This window comes from Cognatishimia maritima (assembly GCF_900129685.1).
GTDB lineage: Bacteria > Pseudomonadota > Alphaproteobacteria > Rhodobacterales > Rhodobacteraceae > Cognatishimia > Cognatishimia maritima.
Genome location: NZ_FQWM01000005.1, coordinates 46,215 through 70,183 on the forward strand (window position 1 = coordinate 46,215; position 23,969 = coordinate 70,183).

Below are 23,969 nucleotides of genomic sequence, written 5' to 3' on the forward strand. Positions count from 1 at the left end.
CGCATCCGGTTTGTTCCCCAATCCCTAACTTGGCAAACCGGCATGATCCCGCTAGGGTCCGCGCGTCTTTTTAACCGGGCGTTTCGCCCAGCTACGCAAAGCAAAGGAGCGTGTCATGTTCAAAGGGTCTTTTCCCGCACTCGTCACGCCGTTCAAGAACGGCGAGCTGGATCTTGAAACGCTTAAGAAGCTGGTCGAGTGGCACATTTCTGAAGGCACAAATGGCTTCGTCCCGGTTGGCACAACCGGCGAATCGCCAACATTGAGCCACAGCGAACATGAGATCGTGATCGAAGAGGTTGTGAAAGCTGCGGCAGGCCGCGTGCCTGTAATAGCGGGCGCTGGGTCCAATAACACGACCGAGGCCGTTCGCCTTATGCAATTCGCTGAACGCGCGGGCGCCGATGCCGGCCTTGTCGTGACGCCTTATTACAATAAGCCAACCCAACGCGGTTTGATTGCGCATTACACCGCGCTGCACGACTGCTGCGACCTGCCAATTATCATCTACAACATTCCGGGTCGGTCCATTGTGGACATGACGCCTGAAACCATGGGTGAGCTTGCAAAGCTGCCTCGGATTGTTGGCGTCAAAGACGCAACCGGCGACCTCAATCGCGTCAGCCAGCAGCGCATCACCTGCGGCTCGGACTTCGTTCAACTGTCCGGCGAAGACGGCACTGCACTTGCGTTTAACGCGCACGGCGGTCAGGGCTGTATCTCGGTCACGGCAAACGTCGCGCCGCGGCTCTGCGCCGAGTTCCAAGCGGCCACGCTGGAAGGCGATTTTGCCAAAGCGCTGGACCTGCAGGACCGGTTGTTCCCGCTGCACGAGGCGATCTTTGTGGAGCCGGGTTTGGTCGGCGCGAAATACGCCATGTCGCAGCTTGGTCTTTGCAGCGACGAGGTGCGCTCTCCGTTGACCGGATTGCTGGACAGCACCAAGAGTCAAATCGATGCGGCCATGCGCCATGCCGGTTTGATCAACTGATCACTGCTGTCCTCTGTTAGAACACGAAAAGCCTCAGCAACGCGCTGAGGCTTTTTTGTTCGTCGTTAACTTAGGCCTTTGTGCGGCAATCAGAACAATGCGAGCGCCGCCCAAAACCCGGCGGCCGCAACAGCGCCACCAAGTGCCGCCCCAATGGCAAACGCAGGCCAAAGGCGCGTTTCTTTTGGTTCCTCCGGCGTGACCTGTGCAATCAGCGCCCCCTCAACCAAAGCCGGCAAACGCGGACCAAACCGTGCGAGCACTTTCGCCGTTTTCATAAGGTCATTGGCAAGGGCTTTGGGTCCAATGGAGTCTTTGATGTAAGACCCGACCACCGGCTTGGCGACGTCCCAGATATTCAGTGTTTCATCTAAAGACCGCGCGACACCTTCCACCACAACCATGGTGCGTTGTAGCAAGATCAATTCGGTGCGGGTTTCCATGCCAAAGCGTTCGGTCACCTCAAAGAGGTAACTCAGCAGACGACCCATCGAAATCTTGGCGGCGTCCATGCCGAAAATTGGCTCTCCGACGGCGCGGAGTGCTCGCGCGAACTCATCGACATTGCGATCCGCAGGCACATAGCCCGCTTCAAAATGCACTTCGGCGACGCGCTGGTAGTCGCGTTGAATGAAACCATACAGGATCTCGGCATAGACGCGACGCGTGTATTCATCGATATGCCCCATGATGCCAAAGTCATAGGCAATGATATCACCGTTGCTGGCGACCTTCAGGTTGCCCTGGTGCATGTCCGCGTGAAAGAACCCGTCCCGCAGCGCATGGCTGAGGAATAACTGCAACACGCGGCTTCCCAGCGCATGACGGTCATGCCCTGCCGCATCCAGCGCATCATTGTCACCCAAACGCACGCCTTCGGCCCAGTCCAGCGTCATCACGCGGCGACCGGAATAGTGCCAAAGCACGCGTGGCACCTGAAACCCGGCGTCGTTCTGCGTATTGTCCGCAAATTCGCTGGCCGAGGCGCTTTCAAGACGCAGGTCCAACTCGCCGGTGACAACGCCATCAAAGTGCTCAATCACATCATTGGGACGCAGGCGGCGCGAAGACGGTAGGAAAAATTCCACAAACCCTGCTGCAAAGTAGAAGGCGTCAACGTCCTTGCGAAACGCGCGTTCAATGCCGGGGCGCAGCACTTTGACGGCGACCACCTGACCGGTTTCAGCCAAACGTGCCTTATGGACCTGCGCGATAGAGGCAGCTGCGACAGGTTCAGAAAACTCGGAAAATATTGTATCCGCTGGGGTCCCCAATTCCGTGGAAATTGCCTTTTTGGCTTCGGCAACTGAGAACGGCGGCAGCTCGTCCTGTAGCACGCGCAATTGTTTCGCGAGATCACTGCCAACCACATCTGGCCGTGTGGACAGCACCTGACCAAATTTGATGTAGGCCGGACCCAGCGCGTTTAGTGCCCGCACCACCGGCGGCATGGTTGGATCGCCCTTGATCCCAAGCCAACGGAATGGCCAGACGATGGTCCGCGCCAGAATGCGCAATGGCTTCGGGGCCTCAAATGCCTCCATCACAGCGCCCATGGCACCCGTGCGCTCCAAGGTAGCGCCGGTACGGATCAGGCGCAGAATATTGTGTGGTCCCCGCATATTAGATCTTCCACCCAGAATGCAGGGCGGCGATCCCCATGGTCAGATTGCGGTACTTCGCGTTTTCAAATCCCGCGGCTTTCACCATCTCAAGGAACGTGTCCTGATCAGGGAATTTGCGGATTGACTCAACGAGGTACTGATAGCTGTCGCGATCATTGGCGATCAATTGGCCCATCTGGGGAATCACATTGAAAGAATAGCGATCATAGGCCCATTGCATCGCGGAGTTAGGCAATTGGCTGAATTCCAAAACCATCAAACGCCCGCCGGGCTTAAGCACGCGATAGGCTTCGTTCAATGCTTCCTGCGGGCGCGTCACATTCCGAATGCCAAAGCTGATTGTGTAGACATCAAAGGTGTTGTCTTCAAATGGCAGCGCCATCGCATCGCCAACCACCCAATCGAGGCTCTCAGACATCTTTTCCGCATCTGCGCGTTTGCGGCCTTCGACCAACATTGGCTCGGTCAGGTCACAGACTGTGGCATGGCCATGTCCAGCGCGGTTAAGAAAGCGAAAAGAAATGTCACCTGTTCCGCCTGCGACATCCAACAATTTTTGGCCCGGCCGCGGCGCAAGCCAATCCATCATCGCGTCTTTCCATACGCGATGGATGCCCATGCTCATCACGTCGTTCATCACGTCATATTTGCTGGCGACAGAGTTGAATACGCCCTGAACGCGCCCCGCCTTTTCAGATTCCGGCACGGTCTCAAAGCCGAAATGGGTGGTGTTCTGATCTGCGTCTGTCATGTCACTGTCACTCATTTTGTCCCGCATTACATATAGCCCCGACTGGGAACAGACAATGCGCTCTGGCCGTGTCTTTTGAACGCAACGCGGCCGGGACCTACACGGGCGAAACGAAATCGCGTAGCAAGGTGCACAAAGAGCCAAGCGGAGAGCCAAATGCCCGAACTTCCCGAAGTTGAAACTGTCCGCCGGGGCCTCGTGCCTGCGATGGAAGGTGTGGCAATTGCAAAAGCGGATGTGAACCGGCCCGACCTGCGCTGGCCCTTCCCGGACCGTATGGCAGAGCGGTTGACCGGGGCCCGTGTGAACACGCTGCGCCGCCGTTCAAAATATATTCTGGCAGATTTGTCGACGGGGGAAACACTTCTGATCCACCTTGGCATGTCGGGCCGGATGTTGATTTCAGGCGATCCACTCGGACAATTTCTGCACGCGCATCCTGCGCCGCAAAAACATGACCACGTGGTCTTTCACATGGACAACGGCGCACGCGTGACCTTCAACGACCCGCGTCGCTTTGGGGCCATGGACTTGCTGGACACGGCAACCGCCAGTGCGCATCCCCTACTGGCCTCCATCGGACCGGAGCCTTTGGGCAACGATTTCCACGAAGACTACCTTGTCCAAAAGCTCGCCCATCGCAAAACGCCCATCAAATCGGCGCTGCTGGATCAAAAAATCGTCGCGGGTTTGGGCAATATCTACGTCTGCGAGGCGCTTTTCAGGGCACAAATCTCACCCAAACGTCACGTCAATAAAATTTCCGAGTCGCGCATTCGCTCCCTTGTGCCAATCATCCGAGAGGTGCTGGCCGATGCAATCGCCGCAGGGGGATCGTCACTCAAGGATTTCCGTCAAGCCGATGGAGAACTTGGATATTTTCAGCATAGCTTCGATGTCTATGGCCGTGAACATCAGCCCTGCAGGACACCTGACTGCGGGGCGGTCATCACCCGAATCGTCCAATCTGGACGCTCATCCTTCTATTGTCCGCAATGCCAAAGATAACTTGCCTGAACCGCCGCAGATGGTAAGGAATCAATCTGACTGGAAACAAGTGAAAGCAGATTCATGGCTTTTGAGACGATCATCGTCGAAGTTGAAGATCACGTCGCACTGATCAAGTTGAACCGCCCCGATGCATTGAACGCGTTGAATTCGACCCTCCTCGGAGAATTGGCAACCGCGCTTGAAGAGGCGGACCAAAACGACAAGGTGCGTTGCATCGTTCTGACTGGCTCGGAAAAGGCGTTTGCCGCGGGCGCAGACATCAAGGAAATGTCCGAAAAGACATTTGTCGATATGTACCTGTCAAACTTCTTTGCCAAAGAAGGCGACGCGGTGGTGAACACCCGCAAGCCCATCATCGGCGCCGTGTCAGGCTATGCCTTGGGTGGCGGATGTGAATTGGCTATGATGTGCGATTTCATTATCGCCTCTGACACCGCCAAATTCGGCCAGCCAGAAATCAACCTCGGCGTCATTGCCGGGATCGGCGGCACACAGCGGCTGACGCGTTTTGTTGGCAAATCCAAATCCATGGACATGCACCTGACAGGGCGTTTCATGGATGCAGAAGAGGCCGAACGCAGCGGGTTGGTTTCCCGCGTCGTGCCCGCGAAGAAACTGATGGATGAGGCCATGGGCGCGGCCCAGAAAATTGCTGAAAAATCCATCATCGCCAGCCTCGCTGCGAAAGAGGCCGTGAACCGCGCCTATGAGACAACGCTGTCCGAAGGCATCCTATACGAACGCCGCCTGTTCCATTCGCTCTTTGCGACCGAAGATCAGAAAGAAGGCATGGCCGCATTCCAAGAAAAGCGCGAGGCGCAGTTCCGCGACAAGTAGCGGAAAGCCTATAGCAACCAAAGAGGCCGTCCACGACGGCCTTTTTCATGTCGAATCGATTCAATTGTTTGGCGCTTTGATTTGAGGCCCCGGTGCAATCGCCGCAAAAGGCTCAAAACAACTGCAAAACTTTGCTATTCACAATCTGTAGTAAACCGACTATAGACCGCCGTCATACATGCGCGTGATGCCCGCTCAGGCAAGAATCAACCCGAGAGATCGGGCAGACCTGTTTGGTGTATCTGCACGCGTTAGAAACTGAACGAATATGAAATAAAGGTCTGAGATTCATGGCAAACTCACCACAGGCGAAAAAACGCGCCCGTCAGAACGAACGTCGCTTTGCAGTAAATAAAGCCCGTCGTTCCCGTATCCGCACTTTCCTGCGCAACGTTGAAGAAGCAATTGCATCCGGCGATCAGTCCGCTGCGGCAGACGCGCTGAAAGCGGCTCAACCAGAAGTAATGCGCGGCGTGACCAAAGGTGTTTTCCACAAAAACACCGCGTCCCGCAAAATCTCTCGTCTGGCGGCGCGCGTCAAAGCACTCGGCTAAGTCGTTATCAAAGCTTGATAAATCAAAGCGCTCCGGTTTTCGGGGCGCTTTTTTTATTGGCTCTTCCAGCACAGCCGAGAGATTCTTTTCGCGGAATCACAGAGTCAAGATCGAAGATCAGTTGCCCGCCCGCAGGCGATATTGCTAGCTTAGCTATACGATTCACATCGCCACATCGGGGGGCCGGCGCCAATCAGTTCAAACTGAATATTTGCCTGCCATTACAACCCAAGAGAGATCGCTTATATTTAAAGCAGCGATTGACGACTTGGGTGTAATTGCAGGGCGCCAAGCCTATTTTTGCTCGCACATACGTGCGCTGGGACCAAATAGCAGGGAAAGTGGGGACTTTCCTTGACGGGTATGTTTTGTCCTAGACCCTAGGGTCGCAATGCCGATGAGGCCGTGGATTTGGGAACGGCAAAGACGGGGCATCGCCCCACAAGGCAAGGCGCAGAAACGGGGACAGATGGAACAGGAGCAATGGGGGTCGCTGCAGCAAGACCTTTTGAATACAGTTGGGCAGAACAACTACAAAGCTTGGATTGAGCCGCTGCGGCTCACAGAACTGGCAGACGGTGTCGCCACATTCTCTGTACCGACCAACTTTATCGGCAACTATGTTTCGCAAAACTTTGGTGACCTGATCATTCATCAGCTGACCAAAGCCGGTGAAGATGTACAGCGCATTCACTTCCGAGTTGGGCGGGCAGCCGCAAACCAGAATGGCGCGGCGTCGCCATCGATCGCACCGGCCTCTGCGCCAAAGGCTGCGACGTCCAGATCTACCCCGACCCGCGCGGCGGCCCTCAAGGACGAACTGCCCGGTGCGCCGCTGGATACGCGTTTTACCTTTGACAGTTTTGTCGTCGGCAAACCGAATGAGCTGGCCAATGCCGCTGCGCGTCGTGTCGCAGAAGGTGGCCCGGTCTCTTTCAACCCTCTGTTTCTATACGGCGGCGTCGGTTTGGGCAAAACCCACCTGATGCACGCGATTGCCTGGGAACTGCAAACCCAGCGCCCTGACTTGAACGTCCTTTATCTTTCCGCCGAACAGTTCATGTATCGTTTCGTGCAGGCCCTGCGCGACCGCAAGATGATGGACTTCAAAGAGCTGTTCCGTTCTGTAGATGTCCTGATGGTGGATGACGTGCAGTTCATCGCTGGCAAAGATTCCACGCAAGAAGAGTTCTTCCATACGTTCAACGCGCTGGTCGATCAGAACAAGCAGATCATCATCTCTGCTGATCGGGCACCCGGTGAGATCAAGGATATGGAAGATCGCATTCGCTCTCGCCTGCAATGTGGCTTGGTTGTTGACTTGCATCCGACCGATTACGAATTGCGCCTTGGCATCCTGCAAAGCAAAGTCGACCAGTATCGCGGCCAATACCCGGACCTGCAGATCGCAGACGGCGTTTTGGAATTCCTCGCCCATCGCATCTCGACAAATGTGCGTGTGTTGGAAGGTGCCCTGACCCGGCTCTTTGCCTTTGCATCTCTCGTCGGCCGCGAAATCACGATGGACCTAACGCAGGACTGCCTGTCTGACGTGCTGCGCGCCTCGGAACGCAAGATCAGCGTCGAGGAAATTCAGCGTCGCGTGGCTGAACATTACAACATTCGCCTCAGCGATATGATCGGCCCCAAGCGGGTGCGCACCTTTGCCCGCCCACGTCAGGTCGCGATGTTCCTGTGCAAGCAACTGACCAGCCGCAGCCTGCCTGAAATCGGGCGTCGCTTTGGCGGGCGCGACCACACGACCGTTATGCACGGCGTGCGCCGGATCGAGGAACTGCGCAGTTCTGATGGCCAGATCGCCGAAGACCTAGAATTGCTGCGGCGGGCGCTGGAAGCGTAGCCGTTTTGCATAAGCAGACACCGAAGCGGGCCCTTTGTGGCCCGCTTTTCTGTCTAACGCTTGACGCCCCTTAAATAACGGCTGAAAAAGGCAAAAAGGGCTTGAGCAACGGGACGAACAGGCTACTGTGATCCCCCCGGGAACCTGCCCGCACTTCGGAGGAAGAAGAGATGAAAATCAGCGTCGAACGTGGCACCCTGCTGAAAGCAGTATCTCAGGCACAATCCGTCGTCGAACGGCGCAACACGATCCCGATACTGGCCAATGTACTGATCGAGGCTGAAGGCAACACTGCCCAGTTCCGCGCAACAGACCTTGATATCGAAGTGGTCGACAAAGCCGCAGCCCAAGTGGAACGCGCTGGTGCCACTACTGTGTCGGCCAATACGTTGCATGAAATCGTGCGCAAACTTCCAGACGGCGCGCTTGTGACGCTGACCGATGATGGCGCATCGGGTCGTCTGACGGTTGAAGCGGGACGGTCTAACTTTTCTTTGGCGACCTTGCCGAAAGAAGATTTCCCGGTAATGGCATCCTCTGAATATGCCTGCAACTTCACTGCCAATGCCGCTCAGCTGCGTCGCCTGTTTGATAAATCCAAGTTCGCGATCTCGACCGAGGAAACACGCTATTACCTAAATGGCGTTTACATGCACGTTTCAGACGCTGAAGGTGGCAAGGTGCTGCGTTGCGTGGCGACTGACGGTCACCGTTTGGCGCGGATCGATAGCGCCCTGCCTGAAGGCGCAAGCGAAATGCCCGGCGTTATTGTGCCGCGCAAAACTGTCGGCGAACTACGTAAGCTGCTGGACGACGACGAGATGGACATCGCGGTTTCCGTGTCTGAAACCAAAGTGCGCTTTGCGACGCCGGACATCACGCTGACATCCAAAGTGATCGACGGCACCTTCCCCGACTACACACGCGTGATCCCTTCGGGCAACACACGCCGGTTGGAAGTCGACGCTGCCGAATTTGCGCAGGCCGTTGATCGCGTGGCGACGGTTTCGTCAGAGCGATCGCGTGCAGTGAAACTGGCGCTGGACGAAGACCGGCTGATCCTATCCGTCAACGCGCCGGACTCAGGTGCGGCAGAAGAAGAACTTGCCGTTGCTTACGGCGATGAGCGTTTGGAAATCGGTTTCAACGCGAAATACCTGCTGGAAATTGCCAGCCAGGTGGATCGCGAGAACGCCGTCTTTATGTTCAATTCTGCCGGCGACCCAACCTTAATGCGTGAAGGCAATGACACGACTGCGGTCTATGTTGTCATGCCGATGCGCGTGTGATCGGGCGAACTCTGATATCGAAATTTCCTAAGGCCTCCGCAGCATTGCCGGGGGCCTTATGACTCTTGCCCTCACACGGCTGACCCTCAGCCACTTCCGCAGTCACAAACACAGCACGATCACCTGTGACAGCCGCCCGATTGCCATTCATGGCGCGAATGGTGCGGGCAAAACCAATATCCTTGAAGCGGTATCGCTCTTTTCACCCGGTCGCGGGTTGCGCCGTGCCAGCGCGCAAGAGATGACGCGACGCCCCGAAGCGGTTGGATGGAAACTGACAGGGCTGCTGGAAACGGGCAGCACCAAGCAAGAGATCGTAACCTGGTCCGATGAAGGCGCAGCGCGGCAAGTCAAGATCAACGACAAAGCAGCGCCGCAGACCCGTCTCGGAGAAATCTGTCGCGTGATCTGGCTGATCCCCGCTATGGACCGGCTTTGGATCGAAGGGGCCGAAGGGCGGCGGCGATTCCTTGATCGCACCGCGCTTTCCTTTTTCCCCGATCATGCACAGGCTGCGCTGACCTATGAAAAATGCATGCGTGAACGTAACCGTCTGCTCAAGGAACAGATCCGCGACGCCCATTGGTATCGGGCCCTTGAGGATCAGATGGCGCAGTCGGGTGCACAGATTCACCGCAATCGCAGCGCTACCGTCGCGTTTCTGACCGATGCCCAAGCCAATGCACAAACCGCTTTTCCAATTGCGGAACTGGAAATTCAACAAACCGAAGGTGCGATTCCAACCACTGAACAGGATTTCAAAGAAGCCTTCGCCGAAAGCCGGTCGCGCGACATCATGGCAGGTCGTACCTTGGTCGGCCCCCACCGCAGCGACCTATATGGCACCTATCTCGCCAAGGGCGTGCCCGCCGCGGACTGTTCGACCGGAGAGCAAAAGGCGCTGCTGATCTCCCTCATTCTTGCCAATGCGCGCGCGCTGGCAGCTCAAATCGGTGCTGCGCCGATTCTGCTGCTGGATGAAGTCGCCGCACATTTGGATGCCAGCCGTCGCGCTGCACTCTATGACGAAATCTGCGCGCTTGGGGCGCAGGCCTGGATGACGGGCACCGAAAAGGGCCTATTTGACGCGCTTGGGGATCGCGGCCAATACCTGACCATCACCGAAGAAGACGGCATTTCACAAAGCGCCCCGTCCTAACTTCATCTTTCCAAAAATACTCAAAAATCTGACGCATTGGCTGGCCGAAACACCGGCGAATCCTGCGGCGACTACCCGCCCAGTTTTTCATGCCATTTGCGTGACATTCCCGGCTGCAAAAGGTATAAAACGGCCAAAGAATAAGGGACCTCACAACATGAGCGACAACGCGCAAACACCCGAGCAATATGGCGCGGATTCCATCAAAGTTCTCAAAGGCTTAGAAGCAGTTCGCAAACGTCCGGGTATGTACATCGGTGACACCGATGATGGCTCTGGTCTGCACCACATGGTTTATGAGGTTGTCGACAATGGTATTGACGAGGCGCTGGCGAAACACGCCGACTACGTCACCGTTAAGATCCATGCAGACAGCTCTGTCTCGGTGCGCGACAATGGGCGCGGCATTCCAGTGGATATTCACGCAGAAGAGGGCGTGTCAGCGGCCGAGGTCATCATGACCCAACTGCATGCGGGCGGTAAATTTGACAGCAACTCTTACAAGGTTTCGGGTGGTCTGCACGGCGTGGGCGTTTCAGTTGTAAACGCGCTTTCAGAGTGGCTGGAGCTGCGCATCTGGCGCAACGGCAAGGAACATTTCGCCAAGTTCGTTCGTGGGGAGACCTCAGAGCATCTGCGTGTGGTTGGCGAAGCCGAAGGTGAAACCGGAACGGAAGTTCGTTTTCTTGCGTCCACCGATACGTTTTCGAACCTCGAATATTCTTTCGACACACTCGAGAAACGCCTCCGCGAACTGGCCTTCCTGAACTCTGGCGTGCGGATCATTCTAGAGGACGAACGCCCCGCAGAACCGCTTAAGTCAGAGCTATTCTATGAGGGCGGGGTCAAAGAATTCGTCAAATATGTGGACCGTCACAAGACGCCCATGATGCCTGAACCGATCTATGTGAACGGCGAAAAAGACGACATCGGGGTCGAAGTCGCGATGTGGTGGAACGACAGCTACCATGAAACCGTTCTGCCTTTTACCAACAACATCCCCCAACGCGATGGCGGCACACACCTTGCCGGTTTCCGTGGGGCGCTGACCCGGACGCTGACCAAATATGCGCAGGAAAGCGGGATTGCCAAAAGGGAAAAGATCAACTTCACCGGCGATGACGCACGTGAGGGCCTGACCTGCGTACTTTCGGTGAAAGTCCCTGACCCGAAGTTCTCCTCCCAAACAAAAGACAAGCTTGTATCTTCAGAGGTGCGCCCGGCGGTGGAAAGCCTGATGGGCGAAAAGCTGTCGGAATGGTTCGAAGAGAACCCGAATGAGGCCAAGATGATTGTTGGAAAGATCGTCGAAGCTGCCATGGCGCGCGAAGCTGCCCGGAAGGCGCGAGAACTGACACGCCGCAAAACGGCGATGGATGTGAATTACCTCGCTGGCAAACTCAAAGATTGCTCAGAAAAAGACCCATCCAAAACCGAAGTCTTCTTGGTGGAGGGGGATTCCGCTGGTGGCTCCGCTCAAACCGGTCGGGATCGGGGCACGCAGGCCGTTCTGCCGCTACGGGGTAAAATCCTGAACGTTGAACGCGCGCGGTTTGACCGGATGCTGTCGAGCCAAGAGATCGGCAACCTTGTTATGGCGCTTGGCACAGGTATTGGACGCGACGAATTCAACGTTGACAAGCTGCGCTACCATAAAGTCGTGATCATGACCGACGCTGACGTCGATGGTGCGCACATCCGCACGCTTTTGCTGACGTTCTTCTATCGTCAGATGCCGGAGCTGATCGAACGCGGCCACCTCTACATCGCCCAGCCACCGCTTTACAAAGTCGCGCGCGGCAAGTCCGAAGTGTACCTCAAGGACCAAGCCGCATTGGATGACTATCTGGTGGAACAAGGCGTCGACGGGGCGGTGCTCCGGCTTGGTTCTGGTGAAGAGATTGTCGGTGCGGACCTCGCCCGCGTGGTAAACGAAGCGCGGCAGCTAAAGCGCGTGTTGGACGCCTTCCCGACCCACTACCCGCGCCATATCCTTGAACAAGCCGCCATTGCAGGCGCCTTTGTGCCCGGAGCGGTGGAGGCCGACCTTCAGGGTGTGGCCGACAAGGTCGCTGAACGGCTTAACCTGATCGCGCTGGAATATGAACGCGGTTGGCAAGGCCGTATCACGCAGGACCACGGCATTCGCCTCGCCCGTATTCTACGCGGTGTTGAAGAAGTCCGTACATTGGACGGCCCAATGCTACGCTCTGGCGAAGCCCGCAAGACAGGCAGCTTCACGCAGTCGTTGCAAGAGGTTTACGGCGTTGCGGCATCGCTATCCCGCAAAGACAGAAGCCAGGCCATTTATGGACCTCTGGACCTTTTATCCGCCATCCTCGCAGAAGGTGAACGCGGACTGACCTTGCAACGCTACAAAGGTCTTGGCGAAATGAACCCGGATCAACTGTGGGAGACCACATTGGACCCTGACGCACGCACATTGTTGCAGGTGAAGGTCGAGGATATGGCGGATGCAGATGACCTCTTTACCAAGCTCATGGGCGACGTCGTGGAACCCCGCCGCGAATTCATTCAGAAGAATGCTCTGAGCGTAGAGAACCTCGATTTCTAAAGCACCTCAAATTCAATAAGAAGCCCGCCAGATTGGCGGGCTTTTTCGTTTTGTGCATGCTTACACGGGTTTGACGTCCGCCATGCAGATGTATTTTTCTTCCATGAATTCATCCAACCCCTGACGCGCGCCTTCGCGGCCGAGGCCTGACATTTTGACGCCGCCAAACGGAGCCTCGTGGGTTGCAATCACGCCCGCGTTCACGCCGACCATGCCATAGTCAAGCGCCTCGCTGACACGCCAACTGCGCGCCATGTCTTTGGTGTAGAAATAGGCGGCTAGGCCGTATTCTGTGTCATTCGCTGCAGCGATGACTTCAGCCTCGGTCTCGAACTTAAAGAGTGGCGCGACGGGGCCAAAGATTTCTTCGCTGGCGAAAACCATCTCCGCTGTCGCATCGCGCAGGATCGTGGGTTGGAAAAACTTGCCACCAAGATCATGCTTTGCTCCGCCGGTCACAATAGACGCACCTTTACCGACCGCATCAGCCACGTGACGCTCGACCTTGGCAACGGCGTTGTCATCAATCAGCGGACCGATCTGAGCGCCCGGCGCAAAACCGTCTGCGACTTCCAAACTGTTGACCTTTTCCGCGAACTTATCAGCGAAAGCGTCATAGACGCCCGCCTGCACGTAGATCCGATTGGCACAGACGCAGGTTTGCCCATTGTTACGGAACTTGGACCACAGCGCGCCTTCCGCCGCCAAATCCAGATCAGCATCATCAAAGACAATGAAAGGCGCGTTGCCGCCAAGTTCCAAACCGAGCTTCTTCACTGTCGGCGCGCATTGCCCATAGAGAAGTGACCCAACTCCGGTTGAGCCGGTGAAGGTCAACTTGCGCACCGTTGGGCTGGCAGTCATCACGCCGCCGATTTCTGCGGCGTCTCCGGTTATGATCGACAGCAGCCCAGAAGGCAGCCCTGCGCGTTCGGCCAAGACAGCCAGCGCGATGGCCGAAAATGGGGTCTGTGGCGCGGGTTTCAGGACCATTGCGCAGCCCGCGGCAAGGGCAGGCCCAGCTTTACGGGTGATCATGGCGTTGGGGAAATTCCAAGGTGTGATCGCAGCGACGACGCCGACGGGCTGCTTGATCACAACGATGCGGCGGTCGGCAATCGGGGCCGGAATCGTCTCTCCGTAAGCGCGGCGTGCCTCTTCGGCGAACCATTCAAGGAACCCCGCGCCATATGCGATTTCCCCTTTGGCCTCTGCAAAGGGTTTTCCCTGTTCTGCCGTCAGGATCGCGGCAAGGTCATCTTGGTTCTCGACCAAAAGCTCATACCAGCGACGGATAACTTTGCTGCGCGCCTTTGCCGTCTGCGCCGCCCAATCGCGACGGGTTTTGTCGGCAACGGCAATTGCTTCTTCGGTTTTATTGGCACCAAGATTGGGAACATAGCCCACCAAGTCTCCGGTCGAGGGATTGTAGACCGGCGTCCCTGTCGCAGGATCAGCTGCGATCCATTTGGTGCCCACCGGGACAGCTTCGCGCAGCAGCGTTGGGTCATTCAGATTTAGCATGAGGCCTCGCACTTTTTCGTTTGGTCAAATCTTGATGCATTCGGCCAAGATTTACAAACGTGCAATCGCCGCAGCTAATCAATCAAACGTGCGGTAAGCATGCGGACTTAGTGCCCCGCCATCAGATCGTCTTCTTCACCGGACAGCGAAATGCCCAAGGCATCCATACCGTTTTCCAGATGATCCGACAGGTGCGGCGTGCCAAGCAGATAGTCAGCTGTTGGCGTTGTGCGTTCATCTCTCGCAGTGCGGAGCGCCTCTGCAAGGTCGCCGGGTTCAAAGCTTTCGCGCCCGATCCACATAATCGCAACGAGGTCGATCATTTCATCCTCGTTCAGGCGTTCAAAAAAGCCGCGCAATTCGCCCTCGGCGCGATCCAGCTCGCGCCCCATCAGGACAACTTGCGCGACTTTCCATGGTGTAATTTCAAGCATCTCGCGGCTCCTTTCTCAGTGCCACAGTGACTCACTGTAACACACAGGCGCTTTGATCTTGCTCAATAGACTGTGACTCAGGCTGTCTCGCGCGTGGTGACGACCACATACAGGAACATCAAACCAACGATGATCCCAAGGACCGAACCAAGTTTGGCCAAGGTTTCGCCGGTCTGATTGATCGCCATCACGATCCCAGGAACCATGATGACAACAGCCAGCGCGGCAAGTGCGAAATGCAGCTTCGCGACCATTTTTTCAGCCGCAGCCGGAACCGTATGGTAGTAAAAGCCAAAAATGCTGAACAATACGAACCCGATCAGGTTCAGGTGCCCATGGGCCGGTGCCAGGGTGAAATCCTGCGACGCGGACATCTTAATGCCCCAACCCATGCCGATTAACAAAAATACCGTTCCCAAAGTTACAAACCAGAGTGCTACTCCACGCATTGTCCCTCTCCTTTGCGCTGTTGTCTCAACAAGGTAGCACAAAATTTACTCTGCTGGAGATTTTGTAAGCGGCACGACATTTGGCTGGTCCGGGGCAAGTTCCTCGAAGTCGAAGTTGTCCAAGCGATGCGCCCGTTTTTCTGCGCGTGTGGCTGCCGTCAGAATACCTGTGACGTCTTCGTTCGCTTGACGTAGATGGACCTCCAGCTTGCCCGCGCGTTGACCGACAAGCTCGACATCCCGGTGCAAATTGCGCAGGGCCTTGCGAATTTCCCCGGCTTGCTCGCGCATCCGCGCGTCTTTCAGGATTGCCCGCATGGTGTTCAAGGTCGCCATGCAAGTGGTGGGCGACACAATCCAGACCCGCTTGTTGAACCCTTCTTGAACAAGGTCAGAAAATTTCGAATGCAGTTCGGCATAGATTGCTTCGGATGGCAGGAACATCAAAGCGCCGTCTGCGGTCTCTCCTTCGATGATGTATTTTTCAGAGATGTCGTTGATGTGTTTGCGCACAGAGGTCTTAAAGGCCTGAATGCCTGCTTTCAGTTCGGCGTCCGTTTGCGACGCCAACATGGCTTCGTAGGCTTCCAAAGGGAACTTGCTATCGATGACAATAGGACCGGGTGGATTGGGCAGTTTGATCAGACAGTCCGCCCGCTTTCCATTCGGCAGCGTGTGCTGCAGCAGATAGCTATCGCGCGGCAACGCCTTGCCGACGATGTCGTTTAACTGGATTTCGCCGAACGCCCCACGCGTCTGTTTGTTGCTCAGGATGTCTTGCAAGCTCAGGACATCGCCCGACAGTTTGGTGATGTTTTCCTGCGCCTTGTCGATCGTGGCCAGACGTTCCTGAAGTTGCGTCAAAGATGTTGCTGTCTGTTTGGCGTTGCCCATCAGGCTGCTGTTCATTTTTTCATGCAACTCGGCCAAGGAGTGATTGGTCCGCACCTGCATATTGGACAGGTTTTCCTGCAGCTTCAGCTGCTGCGTCGCCAAGTTATCCGCCATCTGCTGCTGCATCTTGGCGAGGTTTTCCCCGGTCCGCTGCTGCACCCGAGACAGGTTTTCGTGCACATTCAGTTGCACTTCACCCAAGCGCTGCTCCATCAAATTTGTGATCTGGGTCTGGCTGTGGGTCTGGTTCTGCGCGACCGTCGCAAGGCTGCCACCCAGTTGATCCTGACCAGATGACAGCTGATCAACCCTTTGAGACAGCGTTGCCATCATTTGGCTGGCCCCGTTGGACTGGCGCAGCACAGCCCGCAGCATCAATAGGATCGCAGCGACAAGAACGCCGCCGCAAATCAGCAGATACATTTGAACTTGCGGATCAGAAAATTCCATTATGTCCGTCCGAACAGCCGCTCGATATCGGCCAGTTTGAGTTCCACATAGGTCGGTCGGCCATGGTTGCATTGACCGGAATGGGGCGTGGCCTCCATCTCTCGCAGCAGTGCGTTCATTTCCTCTGCGCGCATACGTCGGCCAGAACGGATGGAGCCATGGCAAGCAACGCGGCTGACGATGGCCTCAATCTTGGCCTGCACCAACATACTTTCGCCTTGGTCGTCCAACTCGTCAAGGATGTCCAAGATCAGCGCGCGCGCGTTGACCTCGCCCAGAATGGCAGGCGTTTCGCGCACGGCGATGGCGTCTCCGCCGAAAGCTTCGATGGTAAGGCCCATCTTCGCCAAGGCCTCTGCATGGGCTAGTAAACGTTCGCAATCCCCAGACGACAGTTCCACGATGTCCGGGATCAACAGCGCCTGCGCCGCGACACCGTTTTCGGCCATCTGCCGTTTGAGCTTTTCATAAACCAAACGTTCATGGGCGGCATGTTGATCGACGATCACCATGCCATCTGTTGTCTGAGCGATGATGTAATTCTCATGCACTTGGCCGCGTGCAGCCCCAAGCGGGTTTTGTTCCAACCCAACTTGAGTTTCGCTCTCGTCGACCCGCCCTGACACGGGCGTCTCCATCAGCGTCGCGCCGGGATCACCATCCCAAGTTGCAGGCGACTCCGCCAGACCCGGCGCCATCGATGACGGGGCCTGCCCGTGATAGGCCGCCATTCTTGCACCCAAAGAGGGTCGATCCATCTGATAAACCCGCGCAGGTCCGGTCGCCTCAGGACGCATCGCACCAAGCGTGGCGTTGGCGACTGTTGAAGACGCGCGATGACCTGCTTCGGCCAAAGCATGTTTCAACGCGGATACAATCAAACCTCGGGCAAGGCCCGGATCACGGAACCGGACTTCGGATTTTGCAGGGTGCACGTTCACGTCCACCAATTGCGGGTCGCAATCAATGAACAGTGCTGCAGCCGGATGCCGATCGCGAGACAGAAAATCGAAATACGCCGCGCGCAGGGCCCCGACCAACAGCTTGTCCTTCACGGGGCGGCCATTCACAAACAGATACTGCGCTGTGCTTGAGCCGCGTGAATACGTCGGCAGGGCTGCATAACCGATCAGCTTTAAGCCCTCGCGCTCTGCATCAATCCGCAACGCGTTTTCGGCAAACTCTGCGCCCAAAATGCGCGCGAGGCGACCGTGCAGGGCGTCGAACAGATCACCGCTTTCGGCATCGGCACGGAAGGTCACACGGCCTTCGCCGCCGCCGGTAACATCGCGCAGTGTGATCCCGACAAATGGCTCTGCCATGGCAAGCCGTTTGACAACATCGGTAATCGCTTGGGATTCCGCCCGGTCGCTGCGCATGAACTTTAGGCGCGCAGGCGTGGCGTAAAACAGATCGCGCAGTTCAACGATAGTGCCCTGCCCCAGTGCGGCGGGTTTGACGGGACTGAGTTTGCCACCCGCAACCGAGATAGAGGCTGCATCCGCCCCTTTCACCCGAGAGGTGATCGTCAACCGACCGACAGCGCCCAGAGACGGCAAAGCCTCTCCTCGGAAGCCGAATGTATGAATATCCAGAAGATCACTGCCGTCAATTTTTGAGGTCGCATGACGGCTTAAAGCGAGGGGCAATTGATCCGGCAGTATACCGCACCCATTGTCCGTCACGCGGATCAGCGTCTTGCCACCAGCGGCAATCGCGATCTCAACCCGCGTCGCGCCCGCATCAATCGCGTTTTCCACCAATTCCTTCACGGCGCTGGCTGGACGCTCAACAACCTCACCCGCAGCGATGCGGTTGATCGCCCCTTCGTCCAATTGACGAATAACAGGTAAATTTTCGCTTATTTTGCGGTCGTGATCTAGCATACCGCCAAATCTAGCACATTCAGCGCCGATTCTGCCACCGCAAAGCAGAAAGAACAAAACAAGAAAAAAGGGCCGGGAAAACCCCCGACCCTCTCTCGATCAAGTGCAAGCAGCTTATTCAGCTGGTGTGCTGAATTTCTTGATCTCGCCAGACTTCAGGCGACCAAGGTAGCCTTCGAGTTCGCGTTTCACGATTGGCATCAGGAAGTAGAGGCCAATCACGTTCACAACCGCCATTGCGAAGATCGCAGCGTCGGAGAAGTCGATGACCGGACCCAGAGATGCAGAAGCACCGATGACCACAAAGATGCAGAACAGTACCTTGAAGAACAGCTGGGAACCGTTGCTTTCGCCAAACAAGAAGGTCCATGCTTTCAGGCCGTAGTAGGACCAGGAAATCATGGTGGAGAAAGCAAACAGGATCACGGCCAGAGCCAAGATGTACTTGAAGAACGGCACCGCAGAAGAGAAGGCCGCAGATGTCAGAGCAACACCACCGTTGCCGTCAACTGTTGCGATCGCAGAACCTGCTTCGTTCAGCATGTAGTTACCTGTCGCAGGATCGATCAGCAGCTGACCGGTGATGATGATCACCAAAGCCGTCATTGTACAGATCACAACGGTATCGATGAACGGTTCCAGAAGGGAAACGTAGCCCTCAGTGATTGGCTCTTTGGTGCGGACCGCAGAGTGCGCAATCGCCGCGGAACCAACGCCCGCTTCGTTCGAGAACGCAGCCCGTTTGAAGCCTTGGATCAGTGCACCAACCATACCGCCGGCAACACCGAGGCCTGTAAATGCGCCTTCAAAGATCTGACCAAATGCCCAGCCGATCTTGTCGAAGTTGATCAAGAGGATCACAACCGCAGTCACGACATACAAAACGCCCATGAACGGAACGACCTTTTCGGTCACTTTCGCAATGGATTTCAGGCCGCCAACGATTACAGCGAATACCACTGCAGCAAAGACGACACCGGTGATCACACCAGGGAAGTCGCCAACAACGTTGGTGATCTGCGCGTGCGCTTGGTTCGCTTGGAACATGTTGCCGCCGCCGAATGCGCCAAGGATACAGAAGATCGAGAACAGAACCGCCAGGATCTTACCACCTGGGATGCCGCGCTCTGCGAAACCTTTGGTGATGTAGTACATTGGGCCACCAGAAACGGTGCCGTCTGGGTACTCGTTCCGGTACTTCACACCAAGCGTACATTCGGTGAACTTGGATGCCATCCCCATCAGACCCGCGAGGATCATCCAGAAGGTTGCACCCGGGCCGCCGATGCCAACCGCAACAGCCACACCGGCAATGTTACCAAGGCCGACGGTGCCCGATAGCGCGGTCGCAAGCGCTTGGAAGTGGCTTACCTCACCTGCGTCGTTTGGATCGGAATAGTCGCCTTTGACCAAGGAGATCGCGTGGCCGAAACCTTTCAGCTGAATGAACGCGAAGTAGAGTGTGAATACAGTCGCCGCAACGACCAGCCATGCCACGATCCATGGGAAGGATGTGCCCGGAAATGGAGAGAAGATAAAGCCAACGAACCAGCCAGTGGAGTTGGCAAATACTTCGTTAATCTTCTGGTCAATCCCCTGCGCTGCCGCTGGCATGGCTGCCAGAGAGAGCGCTGTCGCAGCAGCCGCTGCGCGCGTGTAGATGGATGTCATAGTGTTTGTCCCTGTTTTATGCTTTATGGCACGATCGTGCACGGTACAGGCGATGTCTGTACCAACGAGCCCGCAACCGACCCGAAAACACGGCTGCCGATGCTGCTGTGCCCATTACGGCCAATAACGATTTGCGTGGCGTTGTTTGCCGCGGCAACGTCGCCCAGCGTATCCGCGATGTGACCGTATTTGATGACGGTTTGAATCGCGACACCGCTGTCACCCAGCCCATCAAGGACAGGTTTCATTACAGCAGTCTCTGCGCGCTCAAGCTCTTCGGTGCGGCGCTTATGGCGCTCTTCCAGCTCGTTCGGTGTCAAGAAAGAGTAAGGTGACCATTCCAGAACGTGAATGAGTACAACTGAACCCCCTTGCGCCTTAGCGCGCCCGATTGCGAACTCAAGCGCGCGCTTGGCCGCATCGCTACCGTCAAAGCCGACGGCGAATTTTTCGGACATAGTGTCACTCCCTTATTATTATAGGACGCCAGCTTGGCGCGTGCGCAGTGTACCTGTCAACAAATTGCAAAAAATCTTTAAGTTTGCACAATATTCGAAAAAATTCGAAACTGAGCCGAAATTTGATACAAATCTCGGGAAAAATTCCAATGGATAGAATAGACCTTCAAATCCTTTCCATTCTTCAGAAAAATAGCCAAATTTCGATGTCGCGACTTTCAGAGCGTGTCGGTTTGTCCTTATCCGCGTGCCATCGGCGCGTGAAAATCTTGGAGGCTGATGGGAAAATTTCCCATTATTCTGCGCAAGTTGATCGAGAAGCGGTGGGTCTACACATCCAAGTCTTTATCGAAGTGAAGCTAAAGTCTCATGGTCGCGAGGACTTCGATGCCTTCGAGGAAGCAATTTCGCGAATCGATGATGTTTTGGAATGTCATGTCATAACCGGGGAATTCGACTACCTGATTCGCGTCGCGGCCCCGAATGCCAGCAGCTATGAGAGCGTTCTCATGGACCGACTCGCCAAAATCCCGGCGATTCTGCACACGAAGACAATGCTGAGTCTGCGCACCGCCAAAGATTTTCGCGGCTATAACCTGGCAGGCCTTGGCAGTTAATGTGCTGGCGCTCCGCTGCGGTGCCGACAAGGGCCTGCGATGGCCGCCAGCGCAAGCAAAAGCCCAGAGATCGTCGCGATCATCCCGGCTGCGCTTACCGCGTGATTGGCTCCAAGCCAAAGCGGCCCGTACCCAGCGAGGACATAGCCAAGAATTGCGCTGAGCATCGCGAACACCACGGACCAGCCGATTTGTTTACCCAATTGGTTCGTCATCATGCGCGCCGCTGCGGGCGGGCAAATAAACATCGCAATCACGATAATCGAGCCAACCGCATCAAAGGCAGCAACCGCCGCAACGGCAGCCACCACCACCAACGACAGTCCGATCAATCCGGTGCGCATGCCCAAAGCCTCTGCAAAGCCCGGGTCGAAAGTTGACACTTTCAAAGGTCTCCAGAAAAGGCCGATGAATAGGCAGACGCCGATCAAGGTCATAAATATCCGCAGCAACTCGTCAGGCAGCCCGGCAAGTGCCGAAGCGTCCAGCAGGCTCTCCCAACCAATGGCATCAAGCCAGATGAGGCTTTCAAGATTGCCATAAAGCGCATGTTCCACGTCAAGGTGAACGCTGGATGTGTCCGTCTGCTCAAGCAAAAGAACACCACCGGCGAACATCGCTGTGAAGGTCACGCCCATCGCTGCGCCGGGTTCAATTTTGCCAAGGCGTCTGATTGCCTCGATCAGACCCACCGCGACCAAAGATGCCAAGGCCGCCCCGATCATCATCGGCCAGGCGCTGACCACGCCTGTGACAAGAAAGGCAACGACAATCCCCGGCAGCACCACGTGGCTGATCGCGTCGCCGATCAAGGCTTGTCGTCGCAGCACAAGGAAGTTCCCCGGCAAGGCGCAGGCAATTGCCGAAAACACACCAATCAGCAAAGGCGTCAGGCTTAGGGGGACAAACTCTGCTCCGCTCATACCGGCACCCCCTGAGGTCCGCCCAATTTTATGTCGATCTCGGCGATCTGGTCTGCGGTCAGCACGGTTTCGAGGTCGCGCAAGCCATCATATAGCGCCGCTGCGCCCTCCATCGCTTGATCGGCGCGCACGAGTTCCCAGCGCTTTTCGTCGCGCAATGCCTTGGCAGCACGTGCTTTGCCGCGGTCGGTTGCGACCCCATCTGCCTGCACGAGCCCCGCAGATTTCAAAAGGCGCAACGTGTAGCCCTCGTAGATCGGCTGTGCCTGCGCCAGCGCCAGCAATCCCTGCCGCATGTGCACGCGTCGTTGAAACCGCCGGTGCCGCAAGACTGCCGCCAGAACGCCACGTCCGGGCGCGAACAGCAAAGACGCCGCAAAGAACGCGAAGCTGACCAAAACGATAATCGGCCCGGTCGGCAAGGCAGGTGCAGAGGCAGAAAAAGCAGCGCCAATATAGGCCGCAGCTCCGCCCAAAACCCCTGACAATATGACGACATGATCCGTGCGGTCGCTCCAGAACCGGGCGGTGACAGGGGGGATGATCAACATCGCCACAATCAGGATCAAACCGACAATTTTCAGGCCGACAACCGTCACAGCCATAACAAGCGCCATGATCGCCAGATCAATCCGGTCTACATTCACGCCGCGCGCCGCCGCATATTCGGGGTCAAAAGCAACCAAGGTCATCGGTCGACGCATCGCCACCACAAGCAACAACGTGAGCGTGCCGCCCACTGCGATAATGATTGCATCATTCCACAGCATGCCAGCGGTAGAGCCGAGCAAAAAGCTTTCCAGCCCCGCCTGCCGCCCTGCGCTGAGGTTTTGGATGATGGTCAAAAGCACAATGCCAAAGCCAAAAAACACCGAAAGCACCGCGCCTATGGCCGCATCCTCGGCCAGCCGGGTGTATTTGGTCAGCCAGCCGATGCACAGCAGACCAAAACCTGCAGAAGCCGCAGACCCCAGCAGCAAACCGATCAAGCTGCGCCCGTCGCCTCCTAAAGCAACCATCAGCATAAAGGCGATGCCGACGCCCGGTAGGGTGGCATGGCTGATCGCATCGCTGACCAATGCGCGTTTACGCAGAAAGAGGAAGGTGCCTGTCACACCGGCAGCAATACCCAGTGCCATCGCACCCAGCGTGACCAGCGTCGCATTGTAGCCAAGTTGTAGGGTCAGGGCCTCAAGCCACATATCAGCCCGCCGCGAGGTCCAGCTGATCAATCTGTGCTGTGGCCAGCCGACCGCCGTAAGCCGCTATCAGGTTGCCAGACGTAAAGGCCTCTGACACCGGACCCTCAGCCACTTTGCGCGTGTTTATCAGGAATACGTGGTCGAAATATTCTGTCACCGTTGCAAGATCATGGTGCACGGCAACTACGGTTTTGCCCTCGTCGATCAGAGATTTCAGAACCGAGATAATCGCTTTCTCTGTCGCGGCATCGACACCTGCAAAAGGTTCGTCCAGCAGATAGAGGTCTGCGCCCTGCGCTAGGGCGCGGGCCAGAAAAACACGTTGCTGTTGCCCGCCAGACAGCTGACCGATCTGACGATCCGCAAAGTCAGCCATGCCAACGCGGTCCAGACAATCCGTCGCCTTATCGATGTGATGTGCCCTTACGCGGCGCAACAGGCCCAACTCGCGGTAAAGTCCCATCATCACAACGTCGAGCACACGGGTCGGAAAATCCCAATCTACGCTGGCGCGCTGCGGCACATAGGCGATCCGGGCGCGCTGCGTTTTGAGCGACGCGCCAAAAACCGTCGCTTGCCCGGCAAGCGGTTTAATCACGCCAAGCGCGGCTTTCAACAATGTAGATTTGCCAGCTCCGTTCGGCCCGATGATGGCTGTCATCGCGCCTTCGGCCACAGTCATATCCACCGAAAAGACGGCAGGTTTTTCGCCATAGGACACGGTCATGCCACGAATGGCCAATGGGCTTTCCGCAATCAGATCGACCGCCGCGATCCCCTGTTCTGTAGCCAATGCCACTGTCATGCT

The 23,969-nt window shown here is 56.5% G+C and carries 21 protein-coding genes; 9 read left to right on the forward strand and 12 right to left on the reverse strand.

The window, feature by feature from the left end; all coding sequences use genetic code 11:
* Positions 1-115 precede the first annotated feature (115 nt).
* A complete protein-coding gene (dapA, locus tag BUA39_RS11400) occupies positions 116-991 on the forward strand; it encodes a 4-hydroxy-tetrahydrodipicolinate synthase (RefSeq protein ID WP_072793340.1) in 876 nt (291 codons plus the stop codon).
* An 89-nt stretch (positions 992-1,080) separates the two neighbouring features.
* Here dapA and ubiB read toward each other — a convergent pair whose 3' ends face one another.
* Positions 1,081-2,613 carry a 2-polyprenylphenol 6-hydroxylase gene (gene ubiB / locus BUA39_RS11405; RefSeq protein ID WP_072793341.1) on the reverse strand — a complete coding sequence of 511 codons (1,533 nt, stop codon included), beginning with the start codon at positions 2,611-2,613 and terminating at the stop codon, positions 1,081-1,083.
* A gap of 1 nt (position 2,614) precedes the next feature.
* On the reverse strand, positions 2,615-3,382 hold the full coding sequence (ubiE, locus tag BUA39_RS11410) for a bifunctional demethylmenaquinone methyltransferase/2-methoxy-6-polyprenyl-1,4-benzoquinol methylase UbiE (RefSeq protein WP_423219942.1): 768 nt from the start codon (positions 3,380-3,382) through the stop codon (positions 2,615-2,617).
* A 141-nt stretch (positions 3,383-3,523) separates the two neighbouring features.
* On the opposite strand from ubiE, the gene mutM reads away from it, so the two are divergent.
* The 7 genes from mutM (at position 3,524) to gyrB (ending at position 12,653) form a co-directional block, all read left to right on the forward strand.
* Entirely contained in the window at positions 3,524-4,375 is an 852-nt protein-coding gene (gene mutM, locus BUA39_RS11415) for a bifunctional DNA-formamidopyrimidine glycosylase/DNA-(apurinic or apyrimidinic site) lyase (RefSeq protein ID WP_072793343.1), read from the forward strand.
* Positions 4,376-4,438: 63 nt separating this feature from the next.
* Complete coding sequence (locus BUA39_RS11420; protein ID WP_072793344.1) at positions 4,439-5,215, forward strand: enoyl-CoA hydratase; 777 nt, start codon at positions 4,439-4,441, stop codon at positions 5,213-5,215.
* Between the two features lie 290 nt (positions 5,216-5,505).
* Positions 5,506-5,769, forward strand: a complete 264-nt coding sequence (rpsT, locus tag BUA39_RS11425) for a 30S ribosomal protein S20 (protein ID WP_072793345.1) — start codon at positions 5,506-5,508, stop codon at positions 5,767-5,769.
* Between the two features lie 469 nt (positions 5,770-6,238).
* Positions 6,239-7,630, forward strand: coding sequence for a chromosomal replication initiator protein DnaA (gene dnaA, locus BUA39_RS11430; RefSeq protein WP_072793346.1), 1,392 nt, complete (start codon positions 6,239-6,241; stop codon positions 7,628-7,630).
* Between the two features lie 170 nt (positions 7,631-7,800).
* Positions 7,801-8,919 carry a DNA polymerase III subunit beta gene (gene dnaN / locus BUA39_RS11435; RefSeq protein ID WP_072793347.1) on the forward strand — a complete coding sequence of 373 codons (1,119 nt, stop codon included), beginning with the start codon at positions 7,801-7,803 and terminating at the stop codon, positions 8,917-8,919.
* 58 nt (positions 8,920-8,977) lie between these two features.
* Positions 8,978-10,078 carry a DNA replication/repair protein RecF gene (gene recF / locus BUA39_RS11440; RefSeq protein ID WP_072793348.1) on the forward strand — a complete coding sequence of 367 codons (1,101 nt, stop codon included), beginning with the start codon at positions 8,978-8,980 and terminating at the stop codon, positions 10,076-10,078.
* 157 nt (positions 10,079-10,235) lie between these two features.
* Positions 10,236-12,653 carry a DNA topoisomerase (ATP-hydrolyzing) subunit B gene (gene gyrB, locus BUA39_RS11445; RefSeq protein ID WP_072793349.1) on the forward strand — a complete coding sequence of 806 codons (2,418 nt, stop codon included), beginning with the start codon at positions 10,236-10,238 and terminating at the stop codon, positions 12,651-12,653.
* 60 nt (positions 12,654-12,713) lie between these two features.
* Here the strand turns inward: gyrB and BUA39_RS11450 are convergent, their stop codons facing one another.
* The 7 genes from BUA39_RS11450 to BUA39_RS11480 all read right to left on the reverse strand — a co-directional run bounded on the left by BUA39_RS11450 (position 12,714) and on the right by BUA39_RS11480 (position 20,419).
* Positions 12,714-14,177 (reverse strand): NAD-dependent succinate-semialdehyde dehydrogenase, encoded by a 1,464-nt coding sequence (locus tag BUA39_RS11450; protein ID WP_072793350.1) that lies wholly within the window; start codon positions 14,175-14,177, stop codon positions 12,714-12,716.
* A gap of 107 nt (positions 14,178-14,284) precedes the next feature.
* The gene (locus tag BUA39_RS11455; RefSeq protein WP_072793351.1) at positions 14,285-14,611 is read right to left on the reverse strand and encodes a DUF3775 domain-containing protein; all 327 of its coding nucleotides are present in this window, start codon (positions 14,609-14,611) and stop codon (positions 14,285-14,287) included.
* A gap of 77 nt (positions 14,612-14,688) precedes the next feature.
* Positions 14,689-15,060 (reverse strand): hypothetical protein, encoded by a 372-nt coding sequence (locus tag BUA39_RS11460; RefSeq protein ID WP_072793352.1) that lies wholly within the window; start codon positions 15,058-15,060, stop codon positions 14,689-14,691.
* A gap of 45 nt (positions 15,061-15,105) precedes the next feature.
* Complete coding sequence (locus BUA39_RS11465; protein ID WP_072793353.1) at positions 15,106-16,404, reverse strand: DNA recombination protein RmuC; 1,299 nt, start codon at positions 16,402-16,404, stop codon at positions 15,106-15,108.
* Complete coding sequence (mutL, locus tag BUA39_RS11470) at positions 16,404-18,290, reverse strand: DNA mismatch repair endonuclease MutL (RefSeq protein WP_072793354.1); 1,887 nt, start codon at positions 18,288-18,290, stop codon at positions 16,404-16,406. Before mutL ends, BUA39_RS11465 begins: the two co-directional genes overlap by 1 nt.
* Before the next feature lie 114 nt (positions 18,291-18,404).
* Positions 18,405-19,961 (reverse strand): alanine/glycine:cation symporter family protein, encoded by a 1,557-nt coding sequence (locus BUA39_RS11475; RefSeq protein WP_084604945.1) that lies wholly within the window; start codon positions 19,959-19,961, stop codon positions 18,405-18,407.
* Between the two features lie 23 nt (positions 19,962-19,984).
* Complete coding sequence (locus BUA39_RS11480; protein ID WP_072793355.1) at positions 19,985-20,419, reverse strand: universal stress protein; 435 nt, start codon at positions 20,417-20,419, stop codon at positions 19,985-19,987.
* A 149-nt stretch (positions 20,420-20,568) separates the two neighbouring features.
* Here BUA39_RS11480 and BUA39_RS11485 point away from each other — a divergent pair, with 149 nt between their 5' ends.
* Positions 20,569-21,036: an Lrp/AsnC family transcriptional regulator gene (locus tag BUA39_RS11485; RefSeq protein WP_072793356.1), complete on the forward strand. Its 468-nt coding sequence runs from the start codon at positions 20,569-20,571 to the stop codon at positions 21,034-21,036.
* Here BUA39_RS11485 and BUA39_RS11490 read toward each other — a convergent pair.
* From BUA39_RS11490 to BUA39_RS11500, 3 genes are read right to left on the reverse strand one after another with little or no spacing between them, the layout of a single operon-like run.
* The gene (locus tag BUA39_RS11490) at positions 21,033-21,959 is read right to left on the reverse strand and encodes a metal ABC transporter permease (protein WP_072793357.1); all 927 of its coding nucleotides are present in this window, start codon (positions 21,957-21,959) and stop codon (positions 21,033-21,035) included. The genes BUA39_RS11485 and BUA39_RS11490 overlap by 4 nt on opposite strands.
* On the reverse strand, positions 21,956-23,161 hold the full coding sequence (locus tag BUA39_RS11495) for a metal ABC transporter permease (RefSeq protein ID WP_072793358.1): 1,206 nt from the start codon (positions 23,159-23,161) through the stop codon (positions 21,956-21,958). The genes BUA39_RS11490 and BUA39_RS11495 overlap by 4 nt, the downstream gene beginning before the upstream one ends.
* A gap of 1 nt (position 23,162) precedes the next feature.
* Positions 23,163-23,966 carry a metal ABC transporter ATP-binding protein gene (locus BUA39_RS11500; protein WP_072793359.1) on the reverse strand — a complete coding sequence of 268 codons (804 nt, stop codon included), beginning with the start codon at positions 23,964-23,966 and terminating at the stop codon, positions 23,163-23,165.
* Positions 23,967-23,969 lie beyond the last annotated feature (3 nt).